Origin of the sequence: Schaalia naturae, assembly GCF_042665795.1 — a bacterium.
Taxonomy (GTDB): Bacteria; Actinomycetota; Actinomycetes; order Actinomycetales; family Actinomycetaceae; genus Pauljensenia; species Pauljensenia naturae.
Map to the genome: position 1 here is coordinate 2,002,390 of NZ_JBHTEF010000001.1, position 23,024 is coordinate 2,025,413.

20 protein-coding genes are annotated in these 23,024 nt (G+C 73.3%); 2 read left to right on the forward strand and 18 right to left on the reverse strand.

The features are described 5' to 3' along the window. Window positions 1–55: 55 nt before the first annotated feature. From ACFQWG_RS08955 to guaA, 8 genes are all read right to left on the reverse strand, one after another. The gene (locus ACFQWG_RS08955) at window positions 56–1,978 is read right to left on the reverse strand and encodes an ABC-F family ATP-binding cassette domain-containing protein (protein WP_380974557.1); all 1,923 of its coding nucleotides are present in this window, start codon (window positions 1,976–1,978) and stop codon (window positions 56–58) included. Next, window positions 1,978–3,030, reverse strand: a complete 1,053-nt coding sequence (locus ACFQWG_RS08960) for a 4-(cytidine 5'-diphospho)-2-C-methyl-D-erythritol kinase (RefSeq protein ID WP_380974559.1) — start codon at window positions 3,028–3,030, stop codon at window positions 1,978–1,980. Before ACFQWG_RS08960 ends, ACFQWG_RS08955 begins: the two co-directional genes overlap by 1 nt. Next, window positions 3,023–4,057 carry a 16S rRNA (adenine(1518)-N(6)/adenine(1519)-N(6))-dimethyltransferase RsmA gene (gene rsmA, locus ACFQWG_RS08965; protein WP_380974560.1) on the reverse strand — a complete coding sequence of 345 codons (1,035 nt, stop codon included), beginning with the start codon at window positions 4,055–4,057 and terminating at the stop codon, window positions 3,023–3,025. Before rsmA ends, ACFQWG_RS08960 begins: the two co-directional genes overlap by 8 nt. Window positions 4,058–4,205: 148 nt before the next feature. Continuing rightward, the gene (locus tag ACFQWG_RS08970; RefSeq protein WP_380974562.1) at window positions 4,206–5,552 is read right to left on the reverse strand and encodes an aggregation-promoting factor C-terminal-like domain-containing protein; all 1,347 of its coding nucleotides are present in this window, start codon (window positions 5,550–5,552) and stop codon (window positions 4,206–4,208) included. A gap of 98 nt (window positions 5,553–5,650) precedes the next feature. Continuing rightward, a complete protein-coding gene (locus ACFQWG_RS08975) occupies window positions 5,651–6,772 on the reverse strand; it encodes a transglycosylase family protein (protein WP_380974564.1) in 1,122 nt (373 codons plus the stop codon). Between the two features lie 215 nt (window positions 6,773–6,987). Further along, window positions 6,988–7,914 (reverse strand): TatD family hydrolase, encoded by a 927-nt coding sequence (locus tag ACFQWG_RS08980; RefSeq protein WP_380974566.1) that lies wholly within the window; start codon window positions 7,912–7,914, stop codon window positions 6,988–6,990. Window positions 7,915–7,924: 10 nt separating this feature from the next. Continuing rightward, on the reverse strand, window positions 7,925–9,019 hold the full coding sequence (locus ACFQWG_RS08985) for a threonine synthase (RefSeq protein WP_380974567.1): 1,095 nt from the start codon (window positions 9,017–9,019) through the stop codon (window positions 7,925–7,927). A gap of 68 nt (window positions 9,020–9,087) precedes the next feature. After that, a complete protein-coding gene (gene guaA / locus ACFQWG_RS08990) occupies window positions 9,088–10,761 on the reverse strand; it encodes a glutamine-hydrolyzing GMP synthase (RefSeq protein WP_380976300.1) in 1,674 nt (557 codons plus the stop codon). A 90-nt stretch (window positions 10,762–10,851) separates the two neighbouring features. Between guaA and ACFQWG_RS08995 the strand changes: the two genes are divergently transcribed. Then, the gene (locus ACFQWG_RS08995; RefSeq protein WP_380974569.1) at window positions 10,852–12,330 is read left to right on the forward strand and encodes a hypothetical protein; all 1,479 of its coding nucleotides are present in this window, start codon (window positions 10,852–10,854) and stop codon (window positions 12,328–12,330) included. Window positions 12,331–12,341: 11 nt separating this feature from the next. On the opposite strand, the gene ACFQWG_RS09000 is transcribed toward ACFQWG_RS08995, so the two are convergent. Beyond that, complete coding sequence (locus ACFQWG_RS09000) at window positions 12,342–12,998, reverse strand: biotin transporter BioY (protein WP_380974571.1); 657 nt, start codon at window positions 12,996–12,998, stop codon at window positions 12,342–12,344. 89 nt (window positions 12,999–13,087) lie between these two features. Here ACFQWG_RS09000 and ACFQWG_RS09005 point away from each other — a divergent pair, with 89 nt between their 5' ends. Next, window positions 13,088–13,774 (forward strand): TetR family transcriptional regulator, encoded by a 687-nt coding sequence (locus ACFQWG_RS09005; RefSeq protein WP_380974573.1) that lies wholly within the window; start codon window positions 13,088–13,090, stop codon window positions 13,772–13,774. A 162-nt stretch (window positions 13,775–13,936) separates the two neighbouring features. Here the strand turns inward: ACFQWG_RS09005 and rplL are convergent, their stop codons facing one another. The 9 genes from rplL to ACFQWG_RS09050 all read right to left on the reverse strand — a co-directional run bounded on the left by rplL (window position 13,937) and on the right by ACFQWG_RS09050 (window position 22,965). After that, window positions 13,937–14,323 carry a 50S ribosomal protein L7/L12 gene (gene rplL, locus ACFQWG_RS09010; RefSeq protein ID WP_291495480.1) on the reverse strand — a complete coding sequence of 129 codons (387 nt, stop codon included), beginning with the start codon at window positions 14,321–14,323 and terminating at the stop codon, window positions 13,937–13,939. Window positions 14,324–14,417: 94 nt separating this feature from the next. Continuing rightward, window positions 14,418–14,939, reverse strand: a complete 522-nt coding sequence (gene rplJ, locus ACFQWG_RS09015) for a 50S ribosomal protein L10 (protein ID WP_291495482.1) — start codon at window positions 14,937–14,939, stop codon at window positions 14,418–14,420. Window positions 14,940–15,209: 270 nt separating this feature from the next. Beyond that, on the reverse strand, window positions 15,210–16,925 hold the full coding sequence (locus tag ACFQWG_RS09020; protein ID WP_380974575.1) for a hypothetical protein: 1,716 nt from the start codon (window positions 16,923–16,925) through the stop codon (window positions 15,210–15,212). 39 nt (window positions 16,926–16,964) lie between these two features. Continuing rightward, entirely contained in the window at window positions 16,965–17,756 is a 792-nt protein-coding gene (gene pstB / locus ACFQWG_RS09025) for a phosphate ABC transporter ATP-binding protein PstB (protein ID WP_380974577.1), read from the reverse strand. A gap of 9 nt (window positions 17,757–17,765) precedes the next feature. Next, window positions 17,766–18,734 carry a phosphate ABC transporter permease PstA gene (pstA, locus tag ACFQWG_RS09030; RefSeq protein ID WP_380974578.1) on the reverse strand — a complete coding sequence of 323 codons (969 nt, stop codon included), beginning with the start codon at window positions 18,732–18,734 and terminating at the stop codon, window positions 17,766–17,768. Further along, window positions 18,734–19,774 carry a phosphate ABC transporter permease subunit PstC gene (gene pstC / locus ACFQWG_RS09035; RefSeq protein ID WP_380974580.1) on the reverse strand — a complete coding sequence of 347 codons (1,041 nt, stop codon included), beginning with the start codon at window positions 19,772–19,774 and terminating at the stop codon, window positions 18,734–18,736. Before pstC ends, pstA begins: the two co-directional genes overlap by 1 nt. Before the next feature lie 74 nt (window positions 19,775–19,848). Further along, window positions 19,849–20,991: a phosphate ABC transporter substrate-binding protein PstS gene (pstS, locus tag ACFQWG_RS09040; RefSeq protein WP_380974582.1), complete on the reverse strand. Its 1,143-nt coding sequence runs from the start codon at window positions 20,989–20,991 to the stop codon at window positions 19,849–19,851. 178 nt (window positions 20,992–21,169) lie between these two features. Continuing rightward, complete coding sequence (locus ACFQWG_RS09045; RefSeq protein ID WP_380974584.1) at window positions 21,170–22,228, reverse strand: NUDIX hydrolase; 1,059 nt, start codon at window positions 22,226–22,228, stop codon at window positions 21,170–21,172. A gap of 92 nt (window positions 22,229–22,320) precedes the next feature. Continuing rightward, window positions 22,321–22,965, reverse strand: coding sequence for an NAD(P)-dependent oxidoreductase (locus ACFQWG_RS09050; protein WP_380974585.1), 645 nt, complete (start codon window positions 22,963–22,965; stop codon window positions 22,321–22,323). Between the last annotated feature and the right edge of the window lie 59 nt (window positions 22,966–23,024).

Below are 23,024 nucleotides of genomic sequence, written 5' to 3' on the forward strand. Positions count from 1 at the left end.
CATGCGCCCGGATGCACGCCGAGGGCGGGCGTCACGTACGCGTCCGGAAAGGCGATCACAGCTCGGCGCGCTCGGCAGCCTCCAGCCATTCGGTCTCGGCCTGGTCGACCTGCTCCTCAAGGGCCCGCAGTTCCTCCGACAGCTCGGTGAGGCGCTGCACCTGCTCCGGGGCGCCGTCGAGCGCCTGGGAGACCCGCGCCAGCTCCTCCTCGACCGCCGAGGCGCGGGTCCGCAGCTTCTCAAGCCTCCGCTGCACCCGATCGGCCTCCTTCTTGGCCGCGCGCCGCCCGGCGGCACTCGAGGTGGCCGCCGACCCGTCCCGGGCCGCCTGGCCGTCCTCGTCCCTCCCTGACGATGAGGGCGCCGCGCCCGCGCCCGCCTCGCGCAACCTCAGGTACTGCTCGACACCGCCCGGCAGCGCCCGCACCGTGCCGTCTCCGAGCAGCGCCACCTGGTGGTCCGTGACGCGTTCGAGCAGGTACCGGTCGTGGCTGACGACGACGAGCGTGCCGGGGAAGGAGTCGAGAAGGTCCTCCATCGCCGCGAGCGTGTCGATGTCCAGGTCGTTCGTCGGCTCATCGAGGAGCAGCACGTTCGGCTCGGACATCAGGAGCCGCATGAGCTGGAGGCGCCGCCTCTCACCGCCGGAGATCTCCGAGATGCGCGTCCAGGCGCGCTGGCGGGTGAAACCCATCCGCTCGGTGAGCTGGGACGCGCTCACCTCCCGGCCGTCGATCACCATGGTCTGGGCGACGTCCGCCACCGCCTCGACGACCCGCATGTCGCCCAGGTCGTCGAGTTCGTGGGTGTCCTGGGACAGGGTCGCCACCTTCACGGTCTTCCCGCGCCTGACCCGCCCGGACGTCGGCTCCAGTTCGCCGCGCAGCAGGTTGAGCAGCGTCGTCTTGCCCACCCCGTTCACGCCGACCACGCCGGCGCGCTCGCCCGGGGCCAGACGCCAGGTCACGTGGTCGAGGACGCGCAGGCCCGCACCCGCAGCGCCTCCCGCGCCGGGCCGGGCGGGGAACACCACTGAGACGTCCTCCAGGTCCAGCACGTCCTTGCCCAGGCGGGCCGTCGCCATACGCACCAGCTCCACCGCGTCGCGTGGCGGCGGCACGTCGGCGATGAGGGCCTCAGCGGCGGCGATGTGGAACTTCGGCTTCGCGGTCCGCGCCGGCGCGCCGCGCCGCAGCCACGCGAGCTCCTTCGTCAGAAGGTTCGCGCGCTTGCGCGCGGCCACATCCGCCTGCCGCATGCGCTCGGCCCGTGCCAGCGTGTACGCGGCGTAGGACCCGTCATAGATCTCGACGCGCCCCGGGGTCTGGGGGCGGTCGCCGCCGGGGTCGACGCCGGGGACGACCTCCCAGATGTGCTCGCACACGGCGTCGAGGAACCACCGGTCATGGGTGACGGCCAGCAGCGCCCCCGACCCGCCCGCCCCCGTCGAGTCAGCTCCCGAGACTCCCGCGAAGCGCGCCCGCAGGTGCTGGGCCAGCCACGCGACGCCCTCGACGTCGAGATGGTTGGTGGGCTCGTCCAGGGCGACGATCTCCGCCGGGGTCGACAGCACGCGGGCCAGCGCCACACGCCGCCTCTGACCGCCGGAGAGAGTCCCGATGCGCGCGTCGAGGGGGATGTCGGCCAGCAGCCCCGCGTGGACGTCGCGGACGGCGGGATCGGAGGCCCACTCGTGGACCTCCAGCCCCGGGTGCACGGCGTCGACCACCGTGGAGTCCGGGTCCAGACGGTCCACCTGGTCCAGGACGACGACGCGGACGCCGTCGCGGCGCACCACCGAGCCCTCGTCCGGCTCCTGCTCCCCCGCCACCAGGCGCAGCAGGGTCGACTTCCCCGCCCCGTTGGGCCCCAGAATGCCCACGCGAGACCCATCCTCCAGCCCGACGGTGACATCGGCCAGCAGCCTCCTGGATCCGGCCATCGCCCCCGCGGACTGGGTCCCCAGCAGGTGCGCCATCAGTCCCGTCCTCCCGCGGAGCTCGACTCCGCCTCGATCCGCGCGCCCTCGGCGGGTCCGCCGACCACGATCACGTCCGCCTCCCTCGGCCCCAGGAGGTCCAGCCAGGCCCGGGCGAGCCCGCGCCCGTGCTCCTCGTCCCGGGCGAGCGCCGCCACGGTGGGCCCGGACCCGCTGAGCACCGCGTCGACGGCTCCCGCGCGCCGCGCCGCGTCCAGCGTCTCCCCCAGATCGGGGCGCAGACGCAGCGCCGGTTCCGTGAGGTCGTTGGCGAGGGCGCCCGCGAGGGCGCTCGCGGGACCCGTCAGCCTCCCCGTCAGCCGCTCATCGGGCTCTGCCAGTGCGGCCCAGCCGCCGCCCGGCCCCCCGGCGGCGTCCAGCTCGTCGAAGACCGCAGGGGTGGCGAGACCCATGTCCGACAGTGCGAGGGCCCAGACATGGTCGCCCTCCGCGCCCCGCGACGTCGCACAGGGGCGACCGGATACCGGATCGCCGGACCCCGGGCGTCCGGGCCTGAGGAGCCGCATCCGGTCGCCGCGCCCGGTCCCCAGGGCGATGCCGCCCACCAGGCAGGCCGGCACGTCGGCCCCCAAGGTGCGCCCGATCCGCTCTAGCTGTCCGAGATCCAGTCCGAGGCCCCACAGCTCGTTGCAGGCGAGGAGCGTGGCCGCCGCATCGGCGGACCCGCCTGCCATGCCGCCCGCCACCGGCACGCGCTTGTCGACGTCCAGGCGGACGCCTGCCGCGGTGCTCGCCCAGGGGCCGGCCGACGCGAGCCTTTGCAGCGCGCGCGCCGCCCGGGCGGCGAGGTGGCGTTCGGGGGGCAGCGCGTCCAGCTGGCGCGAGGCGGCCTCGTCGACGGATCCGTCCGCACTGCGGGCGCGGGTGCGCACCTGGATCCCGGGGCTCCTGACGGTGCGCACGGTGACGGTCTCGCGCAGGTCCACGCTCTCGAAGACCGTGACCAGGGGATGGTAGCCGTCCGCGCCCGGCCGGCCGACGCGCAGGAGCAGGTTGATCTTGCCCGGCGCGGAGGCGGTGACCTCACGCATCGGCGCCCTCCTCCCTCGATGGGGCTCCGGCGGCGCTCCCGGGACTCGGCATCTCGCCACGGGCTCTCGCCGCGAGCACCTGCCGGGCGAGCGCCGTGAAACGGTCGATGCCCAGGGTCTCCCCGCGCGCCGAGGGATCGACGCCGGCCGCCCGCAGGAGCGCCTCGGCCTGATGCGAGGACCCGGCCCAGTGGCGCAGGGCGGCCCTCAGCGTCTTGCGGCGCTGGCCGAAGGCGATGTCGACGACCTCGAAGACGGCCCGCCTGAGGGCGTCATCGCCCAGGGGCTCGGCATGGCGGCGCAGCCGGACCAGGGCGGAATCGACGTTGGGGGACGGCCAGAACACGGTGCGCCCGATCGTCCCCGCGCGCTCGGCCTCGCCGTACCAGGCGGCCTTGGCGGAGGGCACGCCGTAGGTGCGCGAGCCCGGACCCGCCACCAAGCGGTCCGCCACCTCGGCCTGCACCATGACCAGCACATCGGTCAGCGAGGGGAGACGCTCGAGGAGCGACAGGAGCACGGGCACTGCGACGTTGTACGGGAGGTTGGCGACGAGGCGGGTCGGGTCGGGCCACTCCCCGCCGAGGTCGCGGGCGCCCTCCAGGCGCAGCGCGTCGGCGTGGATGACGCGTAGCCGGCCGGAGGCCGCGGGCATGCGGCCGTCGACGGTGCGGGGCAGGGCGCGGGCCAGCGCCTCGTCGATCTCGACGGCGCGGACGCGGGCGCCGGCCTCCAGCAGGGCGAGCGTCAGGGAGCCGAGCCCGGGGCCGATCTCCAGCACCTCGTCTCCGGGCAGCACGCCGCCGGCGCGGACGATGCGGCGCACGGTGCCGGGGTCGTGGACGAAGTTCTGCCCCAAGGTCTTCGTGGGCCGGATCCCCAGGGCCTCCGCGATCGCGCGGACCTCGACGGGGCCCAGCAGTCCAGACCCGGTGGGCTCCGTGCCCCGGACCGTGGCGGGCGCCGGTGCGGCGCCTGTCCGGTGGCCCCGGTCACGGGGTGCAGGAGGTCGGGGCGATCGGGTCACGGGGGAATCCTAGTGCCCCGTTCGCCCGGACTCCCACCGGCCTTCGCCCGTCCAACCGTGGAGTTCCCACCGAACCGAATCGGTCGAGGGCCTCACTTCGGCACAAAGCCCACGGCTCGACGGGCGACCCGCGAGGGCGGGGCCGGCCTCAGTACCAGCCGGTCGACTGCCAATGGGCGAGCGCGCTGCACGGCGTGACGTAGCGCCCCGAGATGTAGCCGAGGCCCCAGGTGATCTGCGTCGCGGCGCTCGTCTGCCAGTCCGCGCCTGCCGATGCCATCTTGGATCCGGGCAGGGCCTGCGGGATCCCGTAGGCGCCGGAGGGGTTCGAAGCGGTCACGCTCCACCCGGACTCGTGGCTCCACAGCGTGACGAGGCACTGGAACTCGGAGTCGTCCCATCCGCGCGCCGCGACCATGCCCTGGGCGATGGCCTGCGCCTCGGCGGCTGACGCGGTGGGAGCCGCCGCGGTCGATCCCTCGGCGGCGGACGCCGCCGTCTGCGCGCCCGTCACCGCGGCGATCTCGGCCGCCGTGGACAGGGTGCCGAGTTTCGCTCGGTACCGCACGGAGACCGTGCCGTCGGCCTCCCTGGCCTCCTCGAGGGTCGCCTTCGGGTCCAGCCCCGCGGCGACCAGCGCCTGGGGGGTGGCCTCCTGCGCGCCCACGCGGACGACCTCGTCGACGGGTTCGGCTGTGACGGACCGGCTGAGGAGGCTCCGGTGGACGACCTCCCCGCCCCGGGACTCGGTCCACTGGACGGTGGTCTCGGTGCCGGTCCGCCCCGGGGTCGCGACGACCCTCTCCCCCTGGAAGAGGCCGCCGTCCTGCTCCTCGCGGGATCCGTAGGGGACCTCGAGCTCAGTCGTGGTCACCCCCCGGGTCACCGGCACCACCTGGATGGCCAGGTCGCCGTCCTTCTGGGTGAGGCTCACGCGGTCGTTGGGCGAGACCTCCACGCCGGAGGCGGCCAGCGCCGTTCGCGCGTCCTCGCCGGGACGCACCGTCACCTGCGACAGCCTCCCGGCCACATCCACGGTGATCGCGCGGGTGCGCGACACCAGCGGGGTCAGCGAGGGGCGCTGGCTGGAACGGTCCGCGGCCATGATGACCTGCCCGCCGTCGACGCCGGCATCGGCCAGCACCGCGTCGGCCGACGCCGAGGTGGACCAGATCCTGCGCTGCACGCCGTCGACCGTCACGTCGAAGGGGTGGGCGGTCCGCACGACCACGGTGGCGCCGTCGCGGACCGGCTCGTCGACGTCGGGGGAGACGAGGTCGTGTGCTCCGGGCTCGACGCCGGCCTGCGCGAGGACCGTGGAGACGGTGCCGCCCCAGGCGACCACCGGACGGGAGACCCCGTCGACCTCGAGGACGACCTCAGCGCGCGAGGAGACGACGCCAAAGCCCGCGATGCCGAGGACGCCCAGGGACGCCGCAAGGGCCGACGCGGCAACCCGCGTCCGGCCCGAAGACGTGAGGGAGAGATGCGGCACCTCACGATCGTAACCGAATCGTGACTGGATGGGGAAGGCCCAAGGCCCCGGCAGCGGAGGACCGGCGGCCCCGCCTCACATCCTCACGGCGCGCGCGTTCACCGCAGTCCCAGCGACGCCGCGCAGGCGGGCCACTGGCCCCAGCCGGCGGAAGCCTGGAGCCTCTGGGCCATGGCGGTCTGCGTGGCGGCCGAGGCCTCCGACGGCAGCCCCGTGCCGCCCATCGCCTGCCACGTGCCCAGCGTGAACTGGTACATGCCGTAGAAGCCGTTGCCCGTGTTGGTGGCGGGGTTCCCCCCGGACTCGCAGTTCGCCAACGCGGCCCAGACGTCACCGCCGACGGCGGAGCCGGCCGAGGACGATCCGCTCGACGCGGAGGAGGAGGCCGGCTGCGGCTCCTTCGTGCCGTTGACGAGGATCCGGCTCACCGGATCGGTGGAGGACTCGCCCACTTTGACGGACACCGTGGTCCGCCCGCCGACGGTCTCCTCGTAGTAGGTCGTCGAGACCTGCCCGTCGCGACCCTCCTGGAGGACCTGCTGGGTGCCCTGCGCCAGGGTGTCGTCGTCGCGCTCCTCGGTCGGGAAGGGGACCGCCTGCGTGTCGGTGCGCTCGCCGCGCGTCACGCGCGTGACGGTGAGCGCCGTGCGGCCGTCCTGCTGGGAGAAGGCCACTCGGTCGATGGGACCGACCGTGACGCCGGCCTTTGCCAGCAGACCCGTGACATCGTCGCCGGGGCCGGCCTCGACCTCGTGGGAGGATCCGTCGGCCACGACCGGCAGTGTGCCCGAGGCCGTCACGACGGGCAGCGCCTCACGCTGGGTCGAGCGGTCCGCCGCCATGACCACGGCGCCGCCGCCTGCGACCTCGTCGAGGACCGCGTCGATCGAGTCACCGGTCGACCAGGCCTGGACCGGCTCCCCGTCGACCGTGACCTTGTACTGGGAGGCGGTGCGCACCACGATCGTCTGCCCGTCCGCCACGGGCTGGTCGGCCGCGGGGGCCACCAGGTCGTGCGCGGAGATGGAGACGTCCTGCGCAGCGAGCACGTCGCCGACCGTGCGCTCGAAGCCGGAGACCGGCGTCGAGACGCCATCGACCTCCAGGACGACGGAGCGGTGCGAGGCCGCGACGGCGACGCCGGCGATCGCGACGATGCCCAGGGAGAGCGCCGAGGAGGCGCCGAGGATCTGACGGCGAGTCGGGGTGAAAGAGACCACGAGGCTCCTTGCTTCGTTCGGATCCGTGTGACGCCCTCGTCCCCGGCGCTTCCCCGGGGGACGGCCCCGGCGCGGGCCCGGCCCCCTCCGGGAGGAACGGGGCGGGATGCGGCGGGAACGGCCACGGACGGACTGACTGCGCTACCGTAACCGAACCGTGACAATGTGCGCGACCCCGTGTGAGTGAGGCGACACGCCCCGCCGCGGCGCCCCCCTCACCAGTCCCCGTATACGCGCGTCGCGTTCGCGGACAGCCGCTGGCAGGCATCCTCCTCGCTGACCTGCCACAACTCGGCGATCGCGCGGACGGTGTGCGCCATGACGTAGGAGGCGTTCGGGCTGCCCCTCCACGGCACCGGTGTGAGATAAGGGGCATCGGTCTCGACGAGCACGAGTTCGCGAGGCATCTCCACCAGCGCCCGGCGCAGGTCCTCGTTCGCCGGGTAGGTGAGGGGCCCGGCGAAGGAGGCGTACCAGCCCCGCTCGGACAGCTCGCGGGCCATCGCCTGGTCGCCGGAGAAGCAGTGGAAGACGATCCTCTGCCCGTGGGTCGCGGACTGGGCGATGACGTCCAGGCAGTCGGCGTGGGCGTCGCGGTCATGGATCTGCAGCGGCAGGTCATGGCGCCGCGCCATCTCGATGTGGGCGCGCAGCGACTCCTTCTGCGCCTCGCGCCCGGGCTCCGCCGTGCGATGGTAGTCGAGCCCGCTCTCCCCCACGGCCGCCACCATCGGGTCATCGAGGCGGCGGGCGACCTCCTCCAGCGCCTCGACCAGCGGGACGAGGTGATGCCCGGAGCGCGCGGGGGTCAGCCCGTCCGGGGACGGATCGGCGAACCCCGCGTGCAGAGCCGCCTCGTTGGGGTGGATCGCCAGCGCGACGCGCACGCGGACCCCGCCGCCGGTGGCCGCCCGGGCCAGTTCCAGGGCCGGATCCAGGTCCGGGAGCTCGCAGGCGGAGGTCACCGCCCGGGTGACGCCGACCTGGGCGGCGCGGGAGAGCTGCTCGTCCAGGGCCATCCGCACGCCCTCTGCACGGGGGATGTCGCCCTCCCGCAGGGCGAGATGCGTGTGGTCGTCCATGACGGGGACGGCCAGCGGCTCGGGGGTCTGCGGCCAGGGCCTCGGCTTGTGCCTGCTCATGTCCCTCCGCTCAGTGGTCCGACTTCAGGCCCGCGCCGCACATCGGGATCAGGCAGTCGCCGCCCACCCCGTGGACCTCGCGCTCGCGCAGGAAGGCCGCGTAGTTCGCGGCGGTCGTGTGCTCGCAGTAGATGCCCCTCTCGGCCAGCCGCGCCCGCGCTCGCAGGATGTCGCCCTCCGGGGCGTGGATGAACCTGACGCCGTGCCTGCGCGCCAGCGCGAGGATCTCGGTGCCGCGCATCGGCCGCCCGATCGCGATGCCCTCGGCCAGGGTCGGCGCCGGCGCGACCGGAACGGGAGCCTCCGCCCCCTGCCGCGCCGCCCGCCACAGCGGGTCGCAGTTCTCGGACTGCACGGCCAGCACCCGGGGCATCGAGTCGATGGCGCCGCTGGCCAGCAGATGCTCGAGGGCTCGCAGCACGCCGAGGAGGAGCGTCCCGTTCCCCACCGGGACAAGGACGGTGGAGGGGATGCGGCCCAGCTGCTCGAAGACCTCGTAGACGTAGGTTTTCGTCCCCTCGTAGAAGAACGGGTTGTACACATGGTTGGCGTAGAAGGCACCCTCGTCCTCGACCCGGCGGCGGCACACGTCGGCGCAGTGGTCCCGGTCGCCGGGCACGACCGTGCAGACGGCCCCGTGCGCGCGGATCATCGCGATCTTATGGGGCGACGTCCCCTCGGGGACGAGGATCTCGCAGCGGATGCCGGCCCTCGCGCAGTAGGCGGCCACACTGTTCCCGGCGTTGCCGCTGCTGTCCTGCATGACGCGATCGACCCCGATGGAGACGCAGTGGGCGATCAGGGCGGCCGCCCCGCGGTCCTTGAAGGAGAGCGTGGGCATGTAATAGTCCATCTTGAGCAGGACGCCCTCGTCCAGGCCGATGACGGGCGTCATCCCCTCGCCCAGGGTGACACGCCGCCAGGAGTCGTCCTCGATCGCCATGTACCTGCGGTAGCGGAAGATGCTCCACTCGCCGCGGTCGACGCCCTCCGGGGTGAACGGCGGCGGGGGCGCGTCCAGCTCCCACAGCCCCCCGCACTCGCACCGCGCGCGCCGGGTCGTCACGGGGCTGCGCTCCCCGCACCATGTGCAGACGTATTCCATCCGGTGTCCTCCGATCCACCCGGCGGAAGCCCGCGTCCCGGTGTCCCGGGGCCTCGGGGACCCGCCGTTCACTCCCACTCGATCGTGGCCGGCGGCTTGGACGTGACGTCCAGGACCACGCGGGTCACCTCGGGCACGGAGTTCGTGATCCGCGTCGAGATCCGGGCGAGCACGTCGAAGGGCACGCGCGACCAGTCGGCCGTCATCGCGTCCTCGGAGGTCACCGGCCGCAGGACCACCGGGCTCCCGTAGGAGCGCCCGTCCCCCTGGACGCCCACGGAGTGGACGTCGGCGAGCAGCACCACGGGGCACTGCCAGATCTCGCGGTCCAGGCCCGCGGCCGTGAGCTCCTCGCGGGCGATCGCGTCGGCGGCGCGCAGCACGTCGAGCCGCTCGCGGGTGACCTCCCCGATGACGCGGATCCCCAGGCCAGGGCCGGGGAAGGGCTGGCGCCACACGATGTGCTCCGGGACGCCCAGCTCGAGGCCGATCGCGCGGACCTCATCCTTGAACAGCGTGCGCAGCGGCTCGATGAGCGTGAAGTCCAGGTCCTCGGGCAGGCCGCCGACGTTGTGATGGCTCTTGATGTTGGCCGCCCCGTCCCCGCCGCCGGATTCGACGACGTCGGGGTAGAGGGTGCCCTGGACCAAGAAGCGGATCTCCGCGCCCTGCTCCCCCGCCTCGGCGACGAGGGCGCGCTGGGCGGCCTCGAAGCTGCGGATGAACTCGCGGCCGATGATCTTGCGCTTCGCCTCGGGATCGGTGACGCCCGCGAGCGCGTCGAGGAACCGCTCGGACTCGTCGACGGTGACCACCCGGATGCCCATGGATTGCGCGTAGTCGCGTTCGACCTGCTCGCGCTCGCCGGCCCGCAGCAGGCCATGGTCGACGAAGATGCAGGTCAGCTGGTCCCCGATGGCGCGGTGCACGAGGGCCGCGGCGACCGAGGAGTCGACGCCGCCGCTCAGCCCGCAGATCACCCGGGCGCCGCCGACCTGGGCGCGGATGCGGGCGACCTGGTCGTCGATGATGGAGCCGGGGGTCCAGTCCCGCCCGATTCCCGCGCAGTCGTGGAGGAAGGTCTCGATGAGGCGCTGGCCGTACTCGGAGTGGACGACCTCGGGGTGCCACTGGATGCCGTAGAGGCGGCGTGCGTCGTCCTCGAAGGCCGCCACGGGGGTCTGGTCGGTCGAGGCCGTGACGGTGAAGCCCTCCGGGGCCCGTTCGACGGCGTCCCCGTGGCTCATCCACACGGTCTGGGCGGCGGGAGTGCCGCTGAGCAGGCGCGATGCCGCCTCTGCCGTGCCGACCTCGCCGCCGCCGGGACCGCGGCCGGTGGCCTGGCTCATCCGGGTGCGCCCGTACTCCCGGGTGCCGGTGCGCCCGACGCTGCCGCCCAGCGCCTGGGCCATCAGTTGGAACCCGTAGCAGATGCCGAGCACCGGCACGCCGGCGTCCAGCACGGCGGGGTCGAAACTGGGGGCGCCCTCGGCGTACACGGAGGACGGCCCTCCCGATAGGATGATCGCCGCAGGCTCCTTGGCGAGAATCTGCTCGGCGGACATGGAGTGGGGGACGATCTCTGAGTAGACGGAGGCCTCCCGCACCCTCCGGGCGATCAGCTGCGCGTACTGGGCGCCGAAGTCGACGACCAGAACCGGGCGGGCGCCGGAACCGGGGACCGGGGAGGACGCTGGGGGAAGGGAGGACGCGGTGTCTGGGGCGGAACTCGAGGCTGGCATGCTCACGCCGCCATGCTACCCGGCCGCGCCCGCCATCCCCGGCGAGGCCGGTTCCGTCCTGAGGTCGGCCATCGGGGCGACAATGGGGCCATGGCCCGGGCGAGCGACACGAAGGACGCGGCGGCCGGCGCGTCGCAGCGTCTGAGGCGATCGCGGTCGTCGCTGGCGGAGATCGCATTGCGCGGCCAGGAGCGTCGCGCCCCCGACGGCCGCAAGCTCACCAAGGCGGAGCGGGCGTCGGTCCTCGCCGTCGCCCGCATCAACGCGCCCGCCGGGCTCGCGGCGGCCGATGTCGCGCGCGCCGCCCGGTCCCCCGATGTCGGATGGATGATCCAGCAGTTCCACAACCCGCTGCTGATGGCCCGCCGCCGCACGCCGACCCTGCCCGAGCGAGGCCTGCTGGACCGGGCCGTCGTCTTCCTGGAGAACGCCTTCGAGGCGGAGAGGCTCGACCGGCGGGCGGACGCGTTCCGGGCACGGCCCCTGCCTCCGCCGCGGTCCCGGGCGGCGCGTGCGCCGGGCACCGCGCGCACGGCCCCTCGGCGGCGCCTCGCGCGGGCGATCGACGCGTGGTACCGGGCCATGGAGGATCGCCGGGGGGATCCGGCATGGAGGAAGGTCGAGGGGACACCGGTGTCCCTCGGGCAGTTCCGGGCCTGGCAGGAGGCTCTGGCGGCTGGCCCCGACCTCGCGGTGGTCCCGGGGCTCGAGGTCCCCGCCGAGTTCGTCCGCGCGCTGGAGATGGTCCAGCAGTGGGACGAGATCCTGGAGCAGCGCGGTCATGTCGGCGAGCGCTTCTCACTGCGCGAGGAGGTGGTCCGCCTGCACAACTGGCCGGGAGACCAGTGGGACTCCGGCGACGACTACGCCGCCGCGCAGAGGCGCTTCCACCGGCGGCTGGGCAAGGCGCGCCGCCTGGCCCGGGACCCGGTGCGCGACCGCATCATGATGCGCGCCCTGTACCTGCGTGAGGGACTGCTGCTCAATCCCGTCGACGATCTGGAGTGGTTCCTCGCCGTCCTGAAGTTCCGCCACGCCTACCCGGAGTCTCTCGAGGTCCGCCCCGAGCTGATGTCGTGGCGCGTCCTGGACCGGATCTCGCGCGTCGGGCGGGCGTCCCCCGTGTGGCACGCCGATGTCGGCGAGGACGGCGTCGGCCGCATCGACGCGGCGGATCCCCGCGACGTCGCGCCCGACGCGCTCACGGCCGTCGGCGGCCCCGGCGTGATGATCGACCTGGACGAGGACGTCGTCACCGCCCTGCCGCCGGGATGCCGGGTGCGCCGGCTGGTCGTGAGCGCGCGCGGCCCCCTGGGGCCGGACTGGATCGTCTACTGGGTCGAGTCGGAGTGGGGCGACTCCCGACCGATCCTCGATCTGGTCGAATCGGAGAAGCTGCATCCCCGCGTCGTCTTCGTCTCCGACGGCCAGCCGGAGGACCTGGCGGGGCTCATCCGCCCGTTCCTGTCCGACGCCTTCGAGATCCCCACGAATCCGCTGACCGCCCACAGCCACAATCCGGGCGTCGTCCCGCGCATCCCCGATCACCCGGATGCCGGCCTGTCCTGACGGGCCTGCCCTCAGCCGCGCCTGGCCCGCCATCCCCACGCCGCCGGCATGAGGGCGGCGACGACGGCGATCTTGAGGGCGTCGCCGGGGAGGAACGGCAGCACGCCGGCGGCGAGCCCCTCCCCCAGCGACAGCCCGAGCCACGGCACCATCCAGACCAGGCCCGCCGCGTAGACCACCGCCGATCCGGCGACGCCCATCAGCGCGGCCGACCACATCCGCCGGTCCGCTCCGCGCGCCGCCAGCCAGCCGACCAGCATCGAGGCGGCGGCGTAGCCGAGGACGTACCCGAAGGACGCGAAGGCCCATCCGGTCTGTCCTCCGGCGAACACCGGCACGCCGGCCACCCCGAGCAGCGCGTACAGTCCCGTCACCGCCACGGCCCTCCTGGGACCGAGCGCCGCCCCCGAGACCAGGATGGCCAGCGTGGCCAGTGACAGCGGCACCGGGGTGAAGGGCAGGGGGATCGCGATGCGGGCGGCCACCGCCAGCAGAGCGGTCGCCGAGACCAGGAGCGCCGCCTCCCGGATGGGCGTTCCCGCCACCGCGTCCGCCAGCACCCGCGGGGCGGCGCGGAGCCGGCCCGCCGGCCGCGCGCCCGCTGAGAGTCCCCGTCCGCCTGCCGAGCACGTCCCCGGCAGGGCAGCGCCCGTCGTCGCCTCTGACATCCGATCTCCTTCCCCCGGCCGGGTCGCATACGGCGGCCGACACTCTCTTGAACACCGTTCAGGTGAACACCGTTCACTATAGTGGACCCGTGTCCGACGTCCAGCGCTCCACCCGACCGGCGCCGGCCTCCCCCATCCGCCACTCGCGCGGGGACGTCCTGGCCGCCGCCATGCGCCTGCTCGACCACCACGGGCTGGAGGGGCTGACGATGCGCCGCCTCGCCCGGGACCTCGGCGTCCAGCCGTCCGCGCTCTACTGGCATGTCGCCGACAAGCAGACGCTGCTGGCCGCCCTGTCGCGGGAGATCCTCCGCGGCTCCGGCGATCTGGTGGCGTCCGAACCCGCGGCCGCTCGGCGGCCCTCCTCCGGAGGATGGGAGGATGCGCTCCGCCGGGCCGCAGGAGTTCTGCGCGACCGCCTGCTCGCCCACCGCGATGGCGCCGAGGTGGTCTCGAGCTCCCTGGCGCTCGGCCTCGTCCGTCTGCCCCTGACCGACTGGATCACGCCCGCGCTCGCCTCCGCTGGCGCCTCCCCGCACATCATCGCCACCGTCGCCGCCACCCTGGGCCACTTCGCCATCGGCGCGACGTTCCACGAGCAGCAGCGCGCCGCCGCCCGCCAGGCGGGAGTGATCGCGGAGGCCGCCGCCTCCGCCCGGGGGCCGGACGCCGACGGGGATCAGGACTTCGACGCCGGCGTCGCCCTCATCGTCGCCGGAACCGCCGTCCTGCTGGCTGTCCCCTCCCCGGCCCGTGAGGACGCGCGGGCGGACTGAGCCGCGGGGCCGGTGGCCCGGGATGCCGGCGCATCCTGCGCTGCGCGGCACCCGGGGAGAAAAAGACGGAACCCCCGGGGACCACAGGGTCCGCGGGGGTTCGCGTCGGAAGCGCCGAGCCTCGCCCGCGCCGTCAGGCGCGCGCGGGCTCAGGCGGCGGTGTCACTTGAGGGTGACGGTGCCGCCGGCCTCCTCGATCTCAGCCTTGGCCTTCTCGGCGTCGTCCTTCTTGGCGTTCTCAAGGACGGTCGAGGGCGCGCCGTCGACGAGCTCCTTGGCCTCCTTGAGGCCGAGGCCGGTGAGGGCCTTGACGGCCTTGATGACGGCGACCTTCTTGTCGCCGGCCGACTCCAGGACGACCTCGAACTCGGTCTTCTCCTCCTCGGCCTCGGCATCGCCAGCGGCGGGGGCGGCGGCGACGGCCACGGCGGCCGGAGCCGCGGCGGTGACGTCGAAGGTCTCCTCGAACGCCTTGACGAAGTCAGACAGCTCGATGAGGGTCATTTCCTTGAAAGCATCCAGAAGCTCGTCAGTGGAGAGCTTGGCCATGATTGGCATCCTTCCTTGTTGGGCCTGCTACACGAGCAGAGTGGTGATTCGATCCGCCGCGCGGCCCGGAGGGCGCGCAGCAGGGCCTGTCGTGTCAGGCCGCCTGCTCCTGCTTGTCGCGAAGAGCGTCGATAGTGCGCACCGTCTTCGACGGGAGCGCGGTGAACGCGTACGCAGCCTGGGAGATCTTGGCCTTGAGGACGCCGGCGGCCTTGGCCAGCAGCACCTCGCGGGACTCCAGATCAGCCAGTTTCCTCACGGCATCTGCGGACAGCGGCGCGCCGTCCATGGCACCTGACTTCAGCACCAGCGCCGGATTCTCCTTGGCGAAATCACGCAGCGTCTTGGCGGCCTCGACGGGCTCGCCCGTGACGAAGGCGATGGCGGTCGGACCGTTGAGGTCCGATTCCAGGAAGTCGAGACCGACCTCCTTGGCCGCCAGCGTGGCCAGCGTGTTCTTCACCACGGCGTAGCTCGCGTCTTCGCCCAGGCCGCGACGCAGCTTCTTGAGCTGCTTGACGGTCAGGCCGCGATACTCAGTGAGCAGCACCGCGCTGGACCCACGGAACTGCTCCGTGAGCGCGGCAACGGCAGCCACCTTGTCAGACCTCGCCATGGTCCTCCTTCCGATGTGAGGACCGCCGCATCCGATCCGGGACAAACAGAAGAGCCCGGCACGCAGGTTCGTGCCGGGCTCGGAAGTCCGTTCCCACCCCACCCGCCGGCGTGTCCGCGCGACGGGGTCGATGGTCACTCACCTGCGCCGGTCGCTCTCGCGCTTGGATCCCGAAACGGATGGCCGACGGTCTTTGGCGCCTCCGAGTCTACGCGATGGCGCCGGACGGGCCAACACGCGCCGCTGTGGGCTCGGGCACGGCGGCCGCCGTCAGCGCGCCCGCGCCGCGGCCTCCCCGGCGGCGCCGAGGGGGTCCAGCAGGGACAGGGAGTGATCCAGGCCGCCCTCGCGGGCGGTGGCCAGCCACAGCTCGCGCTGCCGGGCGACCAGCAGGTCCCAGCGGCCGCGCAGATCGGCCTCGGCCGCCCGCGAGCGCTCCTGCGCGACGTCGACCAGGGTCAGCCCGAAGTCGCACAGGTCGGCGCACAGCCGCACCTGCGCGCGCGGAAGCGCGCCCGTCCCGCCGGGTCCCGCTCCTCCGGGGCCGGAATCGAGGATGCGCCGGACATCGCGGACCACTTGCTGGGCCGCGTCGACCCGCTCGGCGCCGACGCCCCACTCCGGCGGCAGATGCCCGCCCGTGCGCAGCGCCTCCCACGTCAGGTCCGTGTTGCGCACGGTCGGCGGCAGCGGCGCCGCCTCGGGCACGTCTCCCAGGCGCAGCAGGGCGGCCGCCACGTCCTCGGGGACCAGGGCGCCCAGCAGCGGGCCGAGATCCTCCCCCGGGCCGTCCCCGCGCCAAGCCCTCACCGCGGCCTCGACCATCGCGGGCAGGTTGAGCGCCTCCGGCGCCCAATGCCCGCGCCCCGCCCAGGAGGTCAGCAGCAGACCCGAGGCCCCTGAGGCCACGCCCCATGTGACGGCGTCGTCGACGTTGTCCACGGCCTGGCGGCTGCGCCCGCACAGCGTGTTCCACGATCCGGTCCCCGGGGCGACCCAGAACGAGCGGCGCGACCGGGCCAGCACGCCTCCGGCCTCGGCGAACCTCTCGGGACCCGAGCATCGCACGACGGGCGTGACCTGGACGGGGACCTGCGCGAGCAGCGCGGGATCCCCGCTGACGAGGTCCGCCCACATCTCGCCGACGGTGCCGTGGCGCTCCAGGGCGACAGTGGCGTGGGCGATGAAGTCCAGCGCCACCGCCTCCAGGCCGCGCCGCTCGACGAGGCGGCGGGAGCGCCCCCGCCCGAGCTCCCGGGTCGAGTGCCCGCCGATGTTGATGCGCCGCCCGGACAGGGTGGCGGTCAGCTGCTCGACCAGTCCCGCGACGAAATGCGCGTTGTCGGGCGTCGCGGCCAGCTCCGAGGGCGGGATCCGGCGGCGCGTCCCATCCCCGGACAGGCGCCCCTGCGGCAGTTCGGCGCGCCAGGCGTACTCGGCATGAGACAGCCAGCGCTCCCAGTGGGTCAGCGGCTCGATGGCCAGCACCAGGCGGATGCCGTGGCTCTGGCACAGCGCCTCGATGCGGTGCAGCTGGGCGGGCGTCAGCGGGGACGCCCCCTCCCACACGACGTCCTGGTCGCGGTAGGCGAAGGCGTGGCCCACCCTCAGTTCGAGCTGGTTGAACCGCAGGGTCTCCAGCGTCTCGACGATGCGGACGAACCCGTCCCAGGAGAGGATCCGGTCGCCCGACATGTCCATGAGATAGGCCCGCGTGGGGAACACCGGCGCGTCGCGCACCTCGAGGGCCGTCTCGAAGGAGGCGTCCTCGTTCAGCAGCTCCACGACGTCCAGGGCCGCCGCCAGCCCCGCGTCGTCCGCGTGGTCGACGACGATCCCCGCGCTCTCGTAGTGGATGCAGAAGCCCTGGTCGGGGATGGCCCTGTCGTGCCGGGGCGTCACCGCCGTGTCGGCGCTGGCGCGGGAACGGCCGGGGACCTCGACGCGGGTCGCGCCGGCCGCGAAATACTGGGAGATCACGTCCACGGCGTCGACCTTACGCCCGAGCCGGCCCTGCCCCGCGGCTCACCCGAAGCGGCCGGAGATGTAGTCCTCGGTCGCCTGCTGGGAGGGGTGGGAGAAGATCGTCGTCGTGTCGTCGAACTCGACCAGGCGGCCCGGCTTGCCCGTGGCCTCCAGGTTGAAGAAACCCGTCCGGTCGGACACGCGGGCCGCCTGCTGCATGTTGTGGGTGACGATGACGATCGTGTAGTCCTCCTTCAGCTCGTTCATGAGGTCCTCGATGGCGAGCGTCGAGATGGGGTCCAGGGCCGAGCAGGGTTCGTCCATGAGCAGGACCTCCGGGGCCACCGCGATGGCTCGCGCGATGCACAGCCGCTGCTGCTGCCCCCCGGACAGGGAGGATCCGGGCCGTCCCAGGCGGTCCTTGACCTCGTTCCACAGGTTGGCGCCGCGCAGGGACTCCTCCACCAGCTCATCCTCCGCGGACCTCGACATGCGCCGGGAGTTGAGCTTGACGCCGGCCAGGACGTTGTCGCGGATCGACATCGTCGGGAACGGGTTGGGGCGCTGGAACACCATGCCGACGTGGCGGCGCACCTGGACGGGGTCGATGCCCGCGCCGTAGATGTCGGTGCCGTCCAGCAGGACCGTGCCCTCCACGCGCGCGCCCGGGATCGCCTCGTGCATCCGGTTCAGCGTGCGCAGGAACGTCGACTTCCCGCAGCCCGAGGGCCCGATCAGCGCGGTGATCGCGTGGGAGGGGATGGAGACGGAGACATCTTCGACGGCGAGGAAATCGCCGTAGTAGATGGACTCGTTGCGGATCTCCAGGCGGTTCGACGTGTGGGTCGTCATGACGGGGTCCTATCTGCCCTTCGGGGCGAACGCCCGGGCGATGAGCCGGGCGATGAGGTTCAGCAGCATGACCAGCAGGATGAGCACCAGGGCCGCGGCCCAGGCGCGTTCATAGTTGATCGTCGTCACACAGCCCTCGACGCCTGCGCGGCAGGTGGCCAGGCCTTGCGAGTACTGCCGGTAGACGTAGACGGGCAGCGTCGTCATGCGCCCGTCGAAGACGTCGGCGTTCATCTTCTCGATGAAGCCGACCGTCATGAGCAGCGGCGCCGTCTCCCCGATGACGCGGGCGATGGCCAGCATGATCGAGGTCGTGATCCCCGCCGCCGAGGTGCGCAGCACCACCCGCACCACGACGCGCCACTTGGGCACGCCCAGCGCGTAGGCCGCCTCGCGCAGCTCGTTGGGCACTAGGCGCAGCATCTCCTCCGAGGAGCGCACCACCGTGGGGACCATGAGGACCGACAGCGCGACGGCGCCCATGATGCCGGCGCGGTAGCCCGAGCCGACCGCGAGCGTGAAGACCGCGGCGGAGAACAGTCCGGCGACGATGGAGGGGATGCCCGTCATGACGTCGACGAAGAAGGTCGTGGCACGTGCCAGCATCCGCCCTTGTCCGTACTCGACCAGGTAGATGGCGGTGAACAGGCCGATCGGCGCCGAGATCAGCGTCGCCCACAGGGTGATGAGCAGCGTCCCCGTGATGGCGTGGGCGATGCCCCCTCCGGCCATCCCGCCGAACAGGCCCACCATGTCCGAGGTCAGGAAGCTCCAGGTGAGGCGCCGGTACCCGTTCGAGAGGACCGTCCACACCAGTGACGCCAGCGGGATCATGGCGAGGGCGAACGCGGCGTACACGGCGATCCTGGCGGCCCAGTCCGTCACCGCACGCCGCCGTTCCCATCCCGGGTCCGCCGGCTGGAGGAAGGTCCGCGCCCCCGGCGCGGCCGCGGTGCCCGGTGCGCTCGGTGCGCTCATCAGTTCGCTCCTGAGAATTCGGCGTGGCGCGAGACGATCCACCGCGCGATCGAGTTGACGATCATCGTGATGGCGAAGAGGGCCAGGCCCGTGGCGATGAGGGCCGACGTGTTGATTCCCGTCGACTCGGGGAACTGCAGGGCGATGTTCGCCGCGATCGTCGAGTGGCGGCCGGCCTCGAGGACGTGCCAGGAGTACGTGGAGCCGACCGACAGCACCATGACGACGGCCATCGTCTCCCCCAGGGCGCGGCCGAGGCCGAGCATCGAGGCGGAGATGATCCCCGAGCGCCCGAAGGGCAGCACGGCCATGCGCACCATCTCCCAGCGCGTCGCGCCCAGCGCCAGCGCGGCCTCCTCGTGGAGGGGCGGCGTCTGCAGGAAGACCTCGCGGGAGACGGACGTGATGATCGGCAGGATCATGACGGCCAGGATCAGGGCGACCGAGGCCATGACCCGCCCCGTCGGCGAGGCGGTGCCGCCGAAGAGGGGGAACCATCCCAAGTGGGCGCCGAGCCACGTGTAGACCGGCACGAGCTTGGGCACCAGCCAGATCGCGCCCCACAGCCCGTAGACGACCGAGGGGATCGCGGCCAGCAGGTCGACCAGGTATCCGAGCCCCTGCGCCAGGCGCCGTGGCGCGTAGTGGCTGATGAACAGCGCGATCCCGATGGAGACCGGCACGGCGATCACCATGGCCAGCGCCGCCCCGAGGACGGTGCCGAACACCTGCGGCGCCGTGAACCGCCAGATTGAGACCGCGTCGGAGGATCCCGCCGTGTTGAAGACCTGCGTGGTGTCGGACAGGGCCGGCCACGCCTCGATGACGAGGAAGATCGCGACGGCGGCGAGCGTGCACAGGATGAGGACCGCGGCCGCGGTGGACAGAGAGCCGAAGATGATGTTGCCGGTCTTCCCGGTCCCCCGCGACTCCCCCGTCCATGTGCGCGGGGCCGTGTCCGCGCGGTCCGTCCGGGCCTCCACGGGGCGGACGGCCTCCCCCTCCCCCGCGATCGACGAGGGCGTCCCTGCTGATGGCATCGCACTGCCTCCTGACGCCGGTGGGCCGGCGACGGGGCGCTTCCGCGCGCCCGCCGCCGGCTCCTCGGATGCGATCACTTGATGGCGTCCAGCGCGGTCTGCACCTTCTCGCGCAGCGTGTCGCTGAGCGGGGCCGAACCGGCGGCCTGGGAGGCCTGCTCCTGCCCCTCCTCGGAGACCTGGTAGCCGACGAAGGACTTGACCAGCTCCGCCTCGTTCGCGTCCTCGTAGGTCGAGCAGACGATCGAGTAGGAGATCAGCACCAGCGGGTAGGAGTCCGCGTCGTCGGGCACGCGGTTGACGGCCAGCGCGATGTCGTTGGCGTCGCGGCCCTCGATCGTGGTCGCCGAGTCGGCGGCGTTCGCGGCCGTCTCATTGGAGAAGGACACGAAGTCCCCGCCGGAGGTCTCCAGCGCCGCGGTGCCCAGGGAGCCCGCCTGGGAGGCGTCCGCGTAGCCGATCGCGCCCTGGCCGGCCGTGACGGCCTGGACCACGCCGGAGGTGCCGTTCGCCGACTCTCCGCCGGAGATCGGCCAGGCCTTCGCGGCCTCGTCGGCCCACACGTCCGGGGCGGCCTGGTGCAGGTAGTCGGTGAAGTTCTCCGTGGTGCCCGAGTCATCGGAGCGGTGGACGGGCGTGATGGCCAGGTCCGGCAGCGTGGCGTCGGGGTTGGTCGCGGCGATCGCGGCGTCGTTCCACTTCGTGATCGTGCCGTTGAAGATGCCGGCGATCGTCTTCGCGTCCAGATTGAGCGAGGCGACCCCGTCGAGGTTGAAGATCACGGCGACCGGGGAGATGTACACCGGCAGATCCCAGGCGGAAGCCCCGCAGCGGGACTCCGCCGCGGCGATGTCGTCATCCTCGAGGGGCGCGTCCGAGCCGGCCCAGACGACCTGGCCGTCGGTGAACTGCTTGATGCCGGCGCCGGAACCGACGGCGTCGTAGGACAGGGTGACGTCGGGCTGAAGCGCGGCGTAGCCGGCCTTCCATGCCTCCATCGCGGCCTCCTGGGAGGTCGCGCCGGCGCCCGCGAGGGAACCGGAGAGCTGCTCGGCGGTGCTCTCCGCGCTGGCGGACTCGGTGCCGGATGCGGAGCTGGATGAGTCGCTCGAGGCGGAATCATTGGAGCCGCAGGCTGCCAGGGACATCACCAGCACGCTGGCGCCCAGGATCGCGCTGGACCTCAGGGCGCCGGAGCGGATGAGACGGTGGGACATTGAGGATCTTCCGTTCTGCCGCCACCAGGCGGCGCAGTGCCAAGGCCGGTTTCCCCGGCCGCGACGGCCACGCTAGGGAACGCAGATGACGCCCAGGCCGGGCCTCGGTGAACACGGCGTGAACACTGCGTGTCCTCTGCGCCCCGTCCTCCACCGGGCGCGGAGCCCGCGGAGGGCGTCAGTCGGGCAGGACGAGTTTCGTGTAGGTGGCGTGGCGCTCGACGGCGGTCACCGCGGCGCCGTCCCCGGCGGACGCGGCCTCGCGCGAGGAGCGGGCCACGTGGGCGACGAGCATCTCGGCCGTGGACAGCCACGGCGACTCCCGGGGCAGATCCGCCTGCACCCGGGTCGGCGCGCAGGCGGCGAGGGGCTCCATGAGCACCGGCAGGGTGGGACGGTGCGCGCACACGACGACGGGCGCGGGCGCGTCCGACGCCAGCTCCTCCATCACGCGGGAGGCCGGGAGGGGGTCGGAGGCGGCCGCGTCCTCGGTGAGCTCCGGGCGCGCGTCCACGTCCAGCCCGGCCGCCGTGGCGTAGGGGCCCACCGTGGAGGCGCACCGCAGCCACGGGGAGCTCACGATCTGCTCCACCCCGAAGGCGGAGAGCATGTCGATCAGGTCGATCGCCTGCTGGACCCCCAGCCGGGTCAGCGGGCGCTCGGCCTCGTCCCCCTCCCATGAGGAGCGGGACACCGCCTTCGCGTGGCGCAGCAGGGCGACGACGGAGGTGATGAGCGTGCCGGACTCGGCGCGGGCGACGACCTCGGTGAGCAGGCGCCGGTCCCCCCGGCGTGTCAGCAGGGCGCGCGCTCGGGAGGGCGACGCCCAGCGCCGCGCGTCGATCTCCCGGTGGGAGGCGCCCTCGACGGGCCGGCGGGTGCGCAGCGCCGCCCCCTCTTCGAGGGGGGTGCCGACCCAGTAGCGGACCTCCTTGGTCTGGCCGGAGCCCAGCCTGTAGCGCTGCGTCGTCAGCGGCGCACCGAGGGCGACGACCTGTCCGGTCTCCTCCTCGACCTCGCGCACGGCGGTGACGGGCAGGGGCTCGTTGAGCTCGGCCTTCCCCTTGGGCCAGGACCAATCGCCGTAGCGGGGCCGGTGGACCAGGAGAACCTCCAGGTCGGCGGGGTCCAGCGACTGCCCCGGAAGCGCACGGACCCCGGTCCGCAATCTCCAGGTGACGGCGCCGCCCGCGCGTACGAGGCGCGACGGGACGGGGGACGGACTGGACTTCGACACGTGACAAGGGTAGTCGCTCCCGTCCGCTCCGCCCGGGCCGCCCTCTCCCCCGCCACGGGGCGGGACTGGCCGCCGCCGGCCGGGGCGGGCCATCAGTAGGCGACGGTGAAGCGCTCCCGGTGGTGGACGGGGGCGGCGACCTCGTCGATGAGGGCCTTCGCGAAGTCGGCGCCGGAGATGAAGGACGCCCCCTGGTCGTCGGTCAGCAGAACGTCGCCGCCGACGCGGTAGCGGCCCAGCGCCTCGCCGGGGTCGTGCGCGCCGAAGCCGCCGGCCGGGGAGACGAAGAACCAGTCCAGGGGCCCTTCATGGGCGCGCAGGTCCCCGAGGACCTCGGCGAGCTGGCGGGGCTCGGCGGCGAGCTCCTTCGGGAAGCCGGGGGTGTCCATCAGGACGGGGCCGCCCTCGCGGATCAGGAGCGAGCCCGCGCCGCCGACGATCCCCAAGCGCGTCCCGCGGGACTCCGCGATCCCGGCGAGGTCCGCGTAGACGCCGCGGAGCCTTCCGTCGAGGGCACCGCGCGGGGACAGCGCGCCGATGACGACGTCCGCCCCCTCGACCGCGCGGTCCAGGACAGCGCGGTCCTGGAGGTCCCCGGTGCGGAAGACGGCGCCGGGCGTCCGCCGTTCGGGCGGCGTGCGCGACCATGAGGTGACGCCGAGCCCGCGGCGGGCCGCCTCGGCGACGATGCGGGAGCCGGCGTATCCGGTTCCGCCCAGGACGGTGAACATGGTCATGACGGGTCCTTTCTCGGGGACGGGGCGCGCCCGTCGCCTCGGGGCCGGCGGGCGGCGCC

What these genes read in the sequence shown, in the direction of transcription:
- ACFQWG_RS08955 (WP_380974557.1), bottom strand. Translation starts at nt 1,978, where the DNA reads ATGGCGCACCTGCTGGGGACCCAGTCCGCGGGGGCGATGGCCGGATCC.
- ACFQWG_RS08960 (WP_380974559.1), bottom strand. Translation starts at nt 3,030, where the DNA reads ATGCGTGAGGTCACCGCCTCCGCGCCGGGCAAGATCAACCTGCTCCTG.
- ACFQWG_RS08980 (WP_380974566.1), bottom strand. Translation starts at nt 7,914, where the DNA reads ATGAGCAGGCACAAGCCGAGGCCCTGGCCGCAGACCCCCGAGCCGCTG.
- ACFQWG_RS08985 (WP_380974567.1), bottom strand. Translation starts at nt 9,019, where the DNA reads ATGGAATACGTCTGCACATGGTGCGGGGAGCGCAGCCCCGTGACGACC.
- guaA (WP_380976300.1), bottom strand. Translation starts at nt 10,761, where the DNA reads ATGCCAGCCTCGAGTTCCGCCCCAGACACCGCGTCCTCCCTTCCCCCA.
- ACFQWG_RS08995 (WP_380974569.1), top strand. Translation starts at nt 10,852, where the DNA reads ATGGCCCGGGCGAGCGACACGAAGGACGCGGCGGCCGGCGCGTCGCAG.
- ACFQWG_RS09000 (WP_380974571.1), bottom strand. Translation starts at nt 12,998, where the DNA reads ATGTCAGAGGCGACGACGGGCGCTGCCCTGCCGGGGACGTGCTCGGCA.
- rplL (WP_291495480.1), bottom strand. Translation starts at nt 14,323, where the DNA reads ATGGCCAAGCTCTCCACTGACGAGCTTCTGGATGCTTTCAAGGAAATG.
- rplJ (WP_291495482.1), bottom strand. Translation starts at nt 14,939, where the DNA reads ATGGCGAGGTCTGACAAGGTGGCTGCCGTTGCCGCGCTCACGGAGCAG.
- pstB (WP_380974577.1), bottom strand. Translation starts at nt 17,756, where the DNA reads ATGACGACCCACACGTCGAACCGCCTGGAGATCCGCAACGAGTCCATC.
- pstA (WP_380974578.1), bottom strand. Translation starts at nt 18,734, where the DNA reads ATGAGCGCACCGAGCGCACCGGGCACCGCGGCCGCGCCGGGGGCGCGG.
- pstC (WP_380974580.1), bottom strand. Translation starts at nt 19,774, where the DNA reads ATGCCATCAGCAGGGACGCCCTCGTCGATCGCGGGGGAGGGGGAGGCC.
- pstS (WP_380974582.1), bottom strand. Translation starts at nt 20,991, where the DNA reads ATGTCCCACCGTCTCATCCGCTCCGGCGCCCTGAGGTCCAGCGCGATC.
- ACFQWG_RS09050 (WP_380974585.1), bottom strand. Translation starts at nt 22,965, where the DNA reads ATGACCATGTTCACCGTCCTGGGCGGAACCGGATACGCCGGCTCCCGC.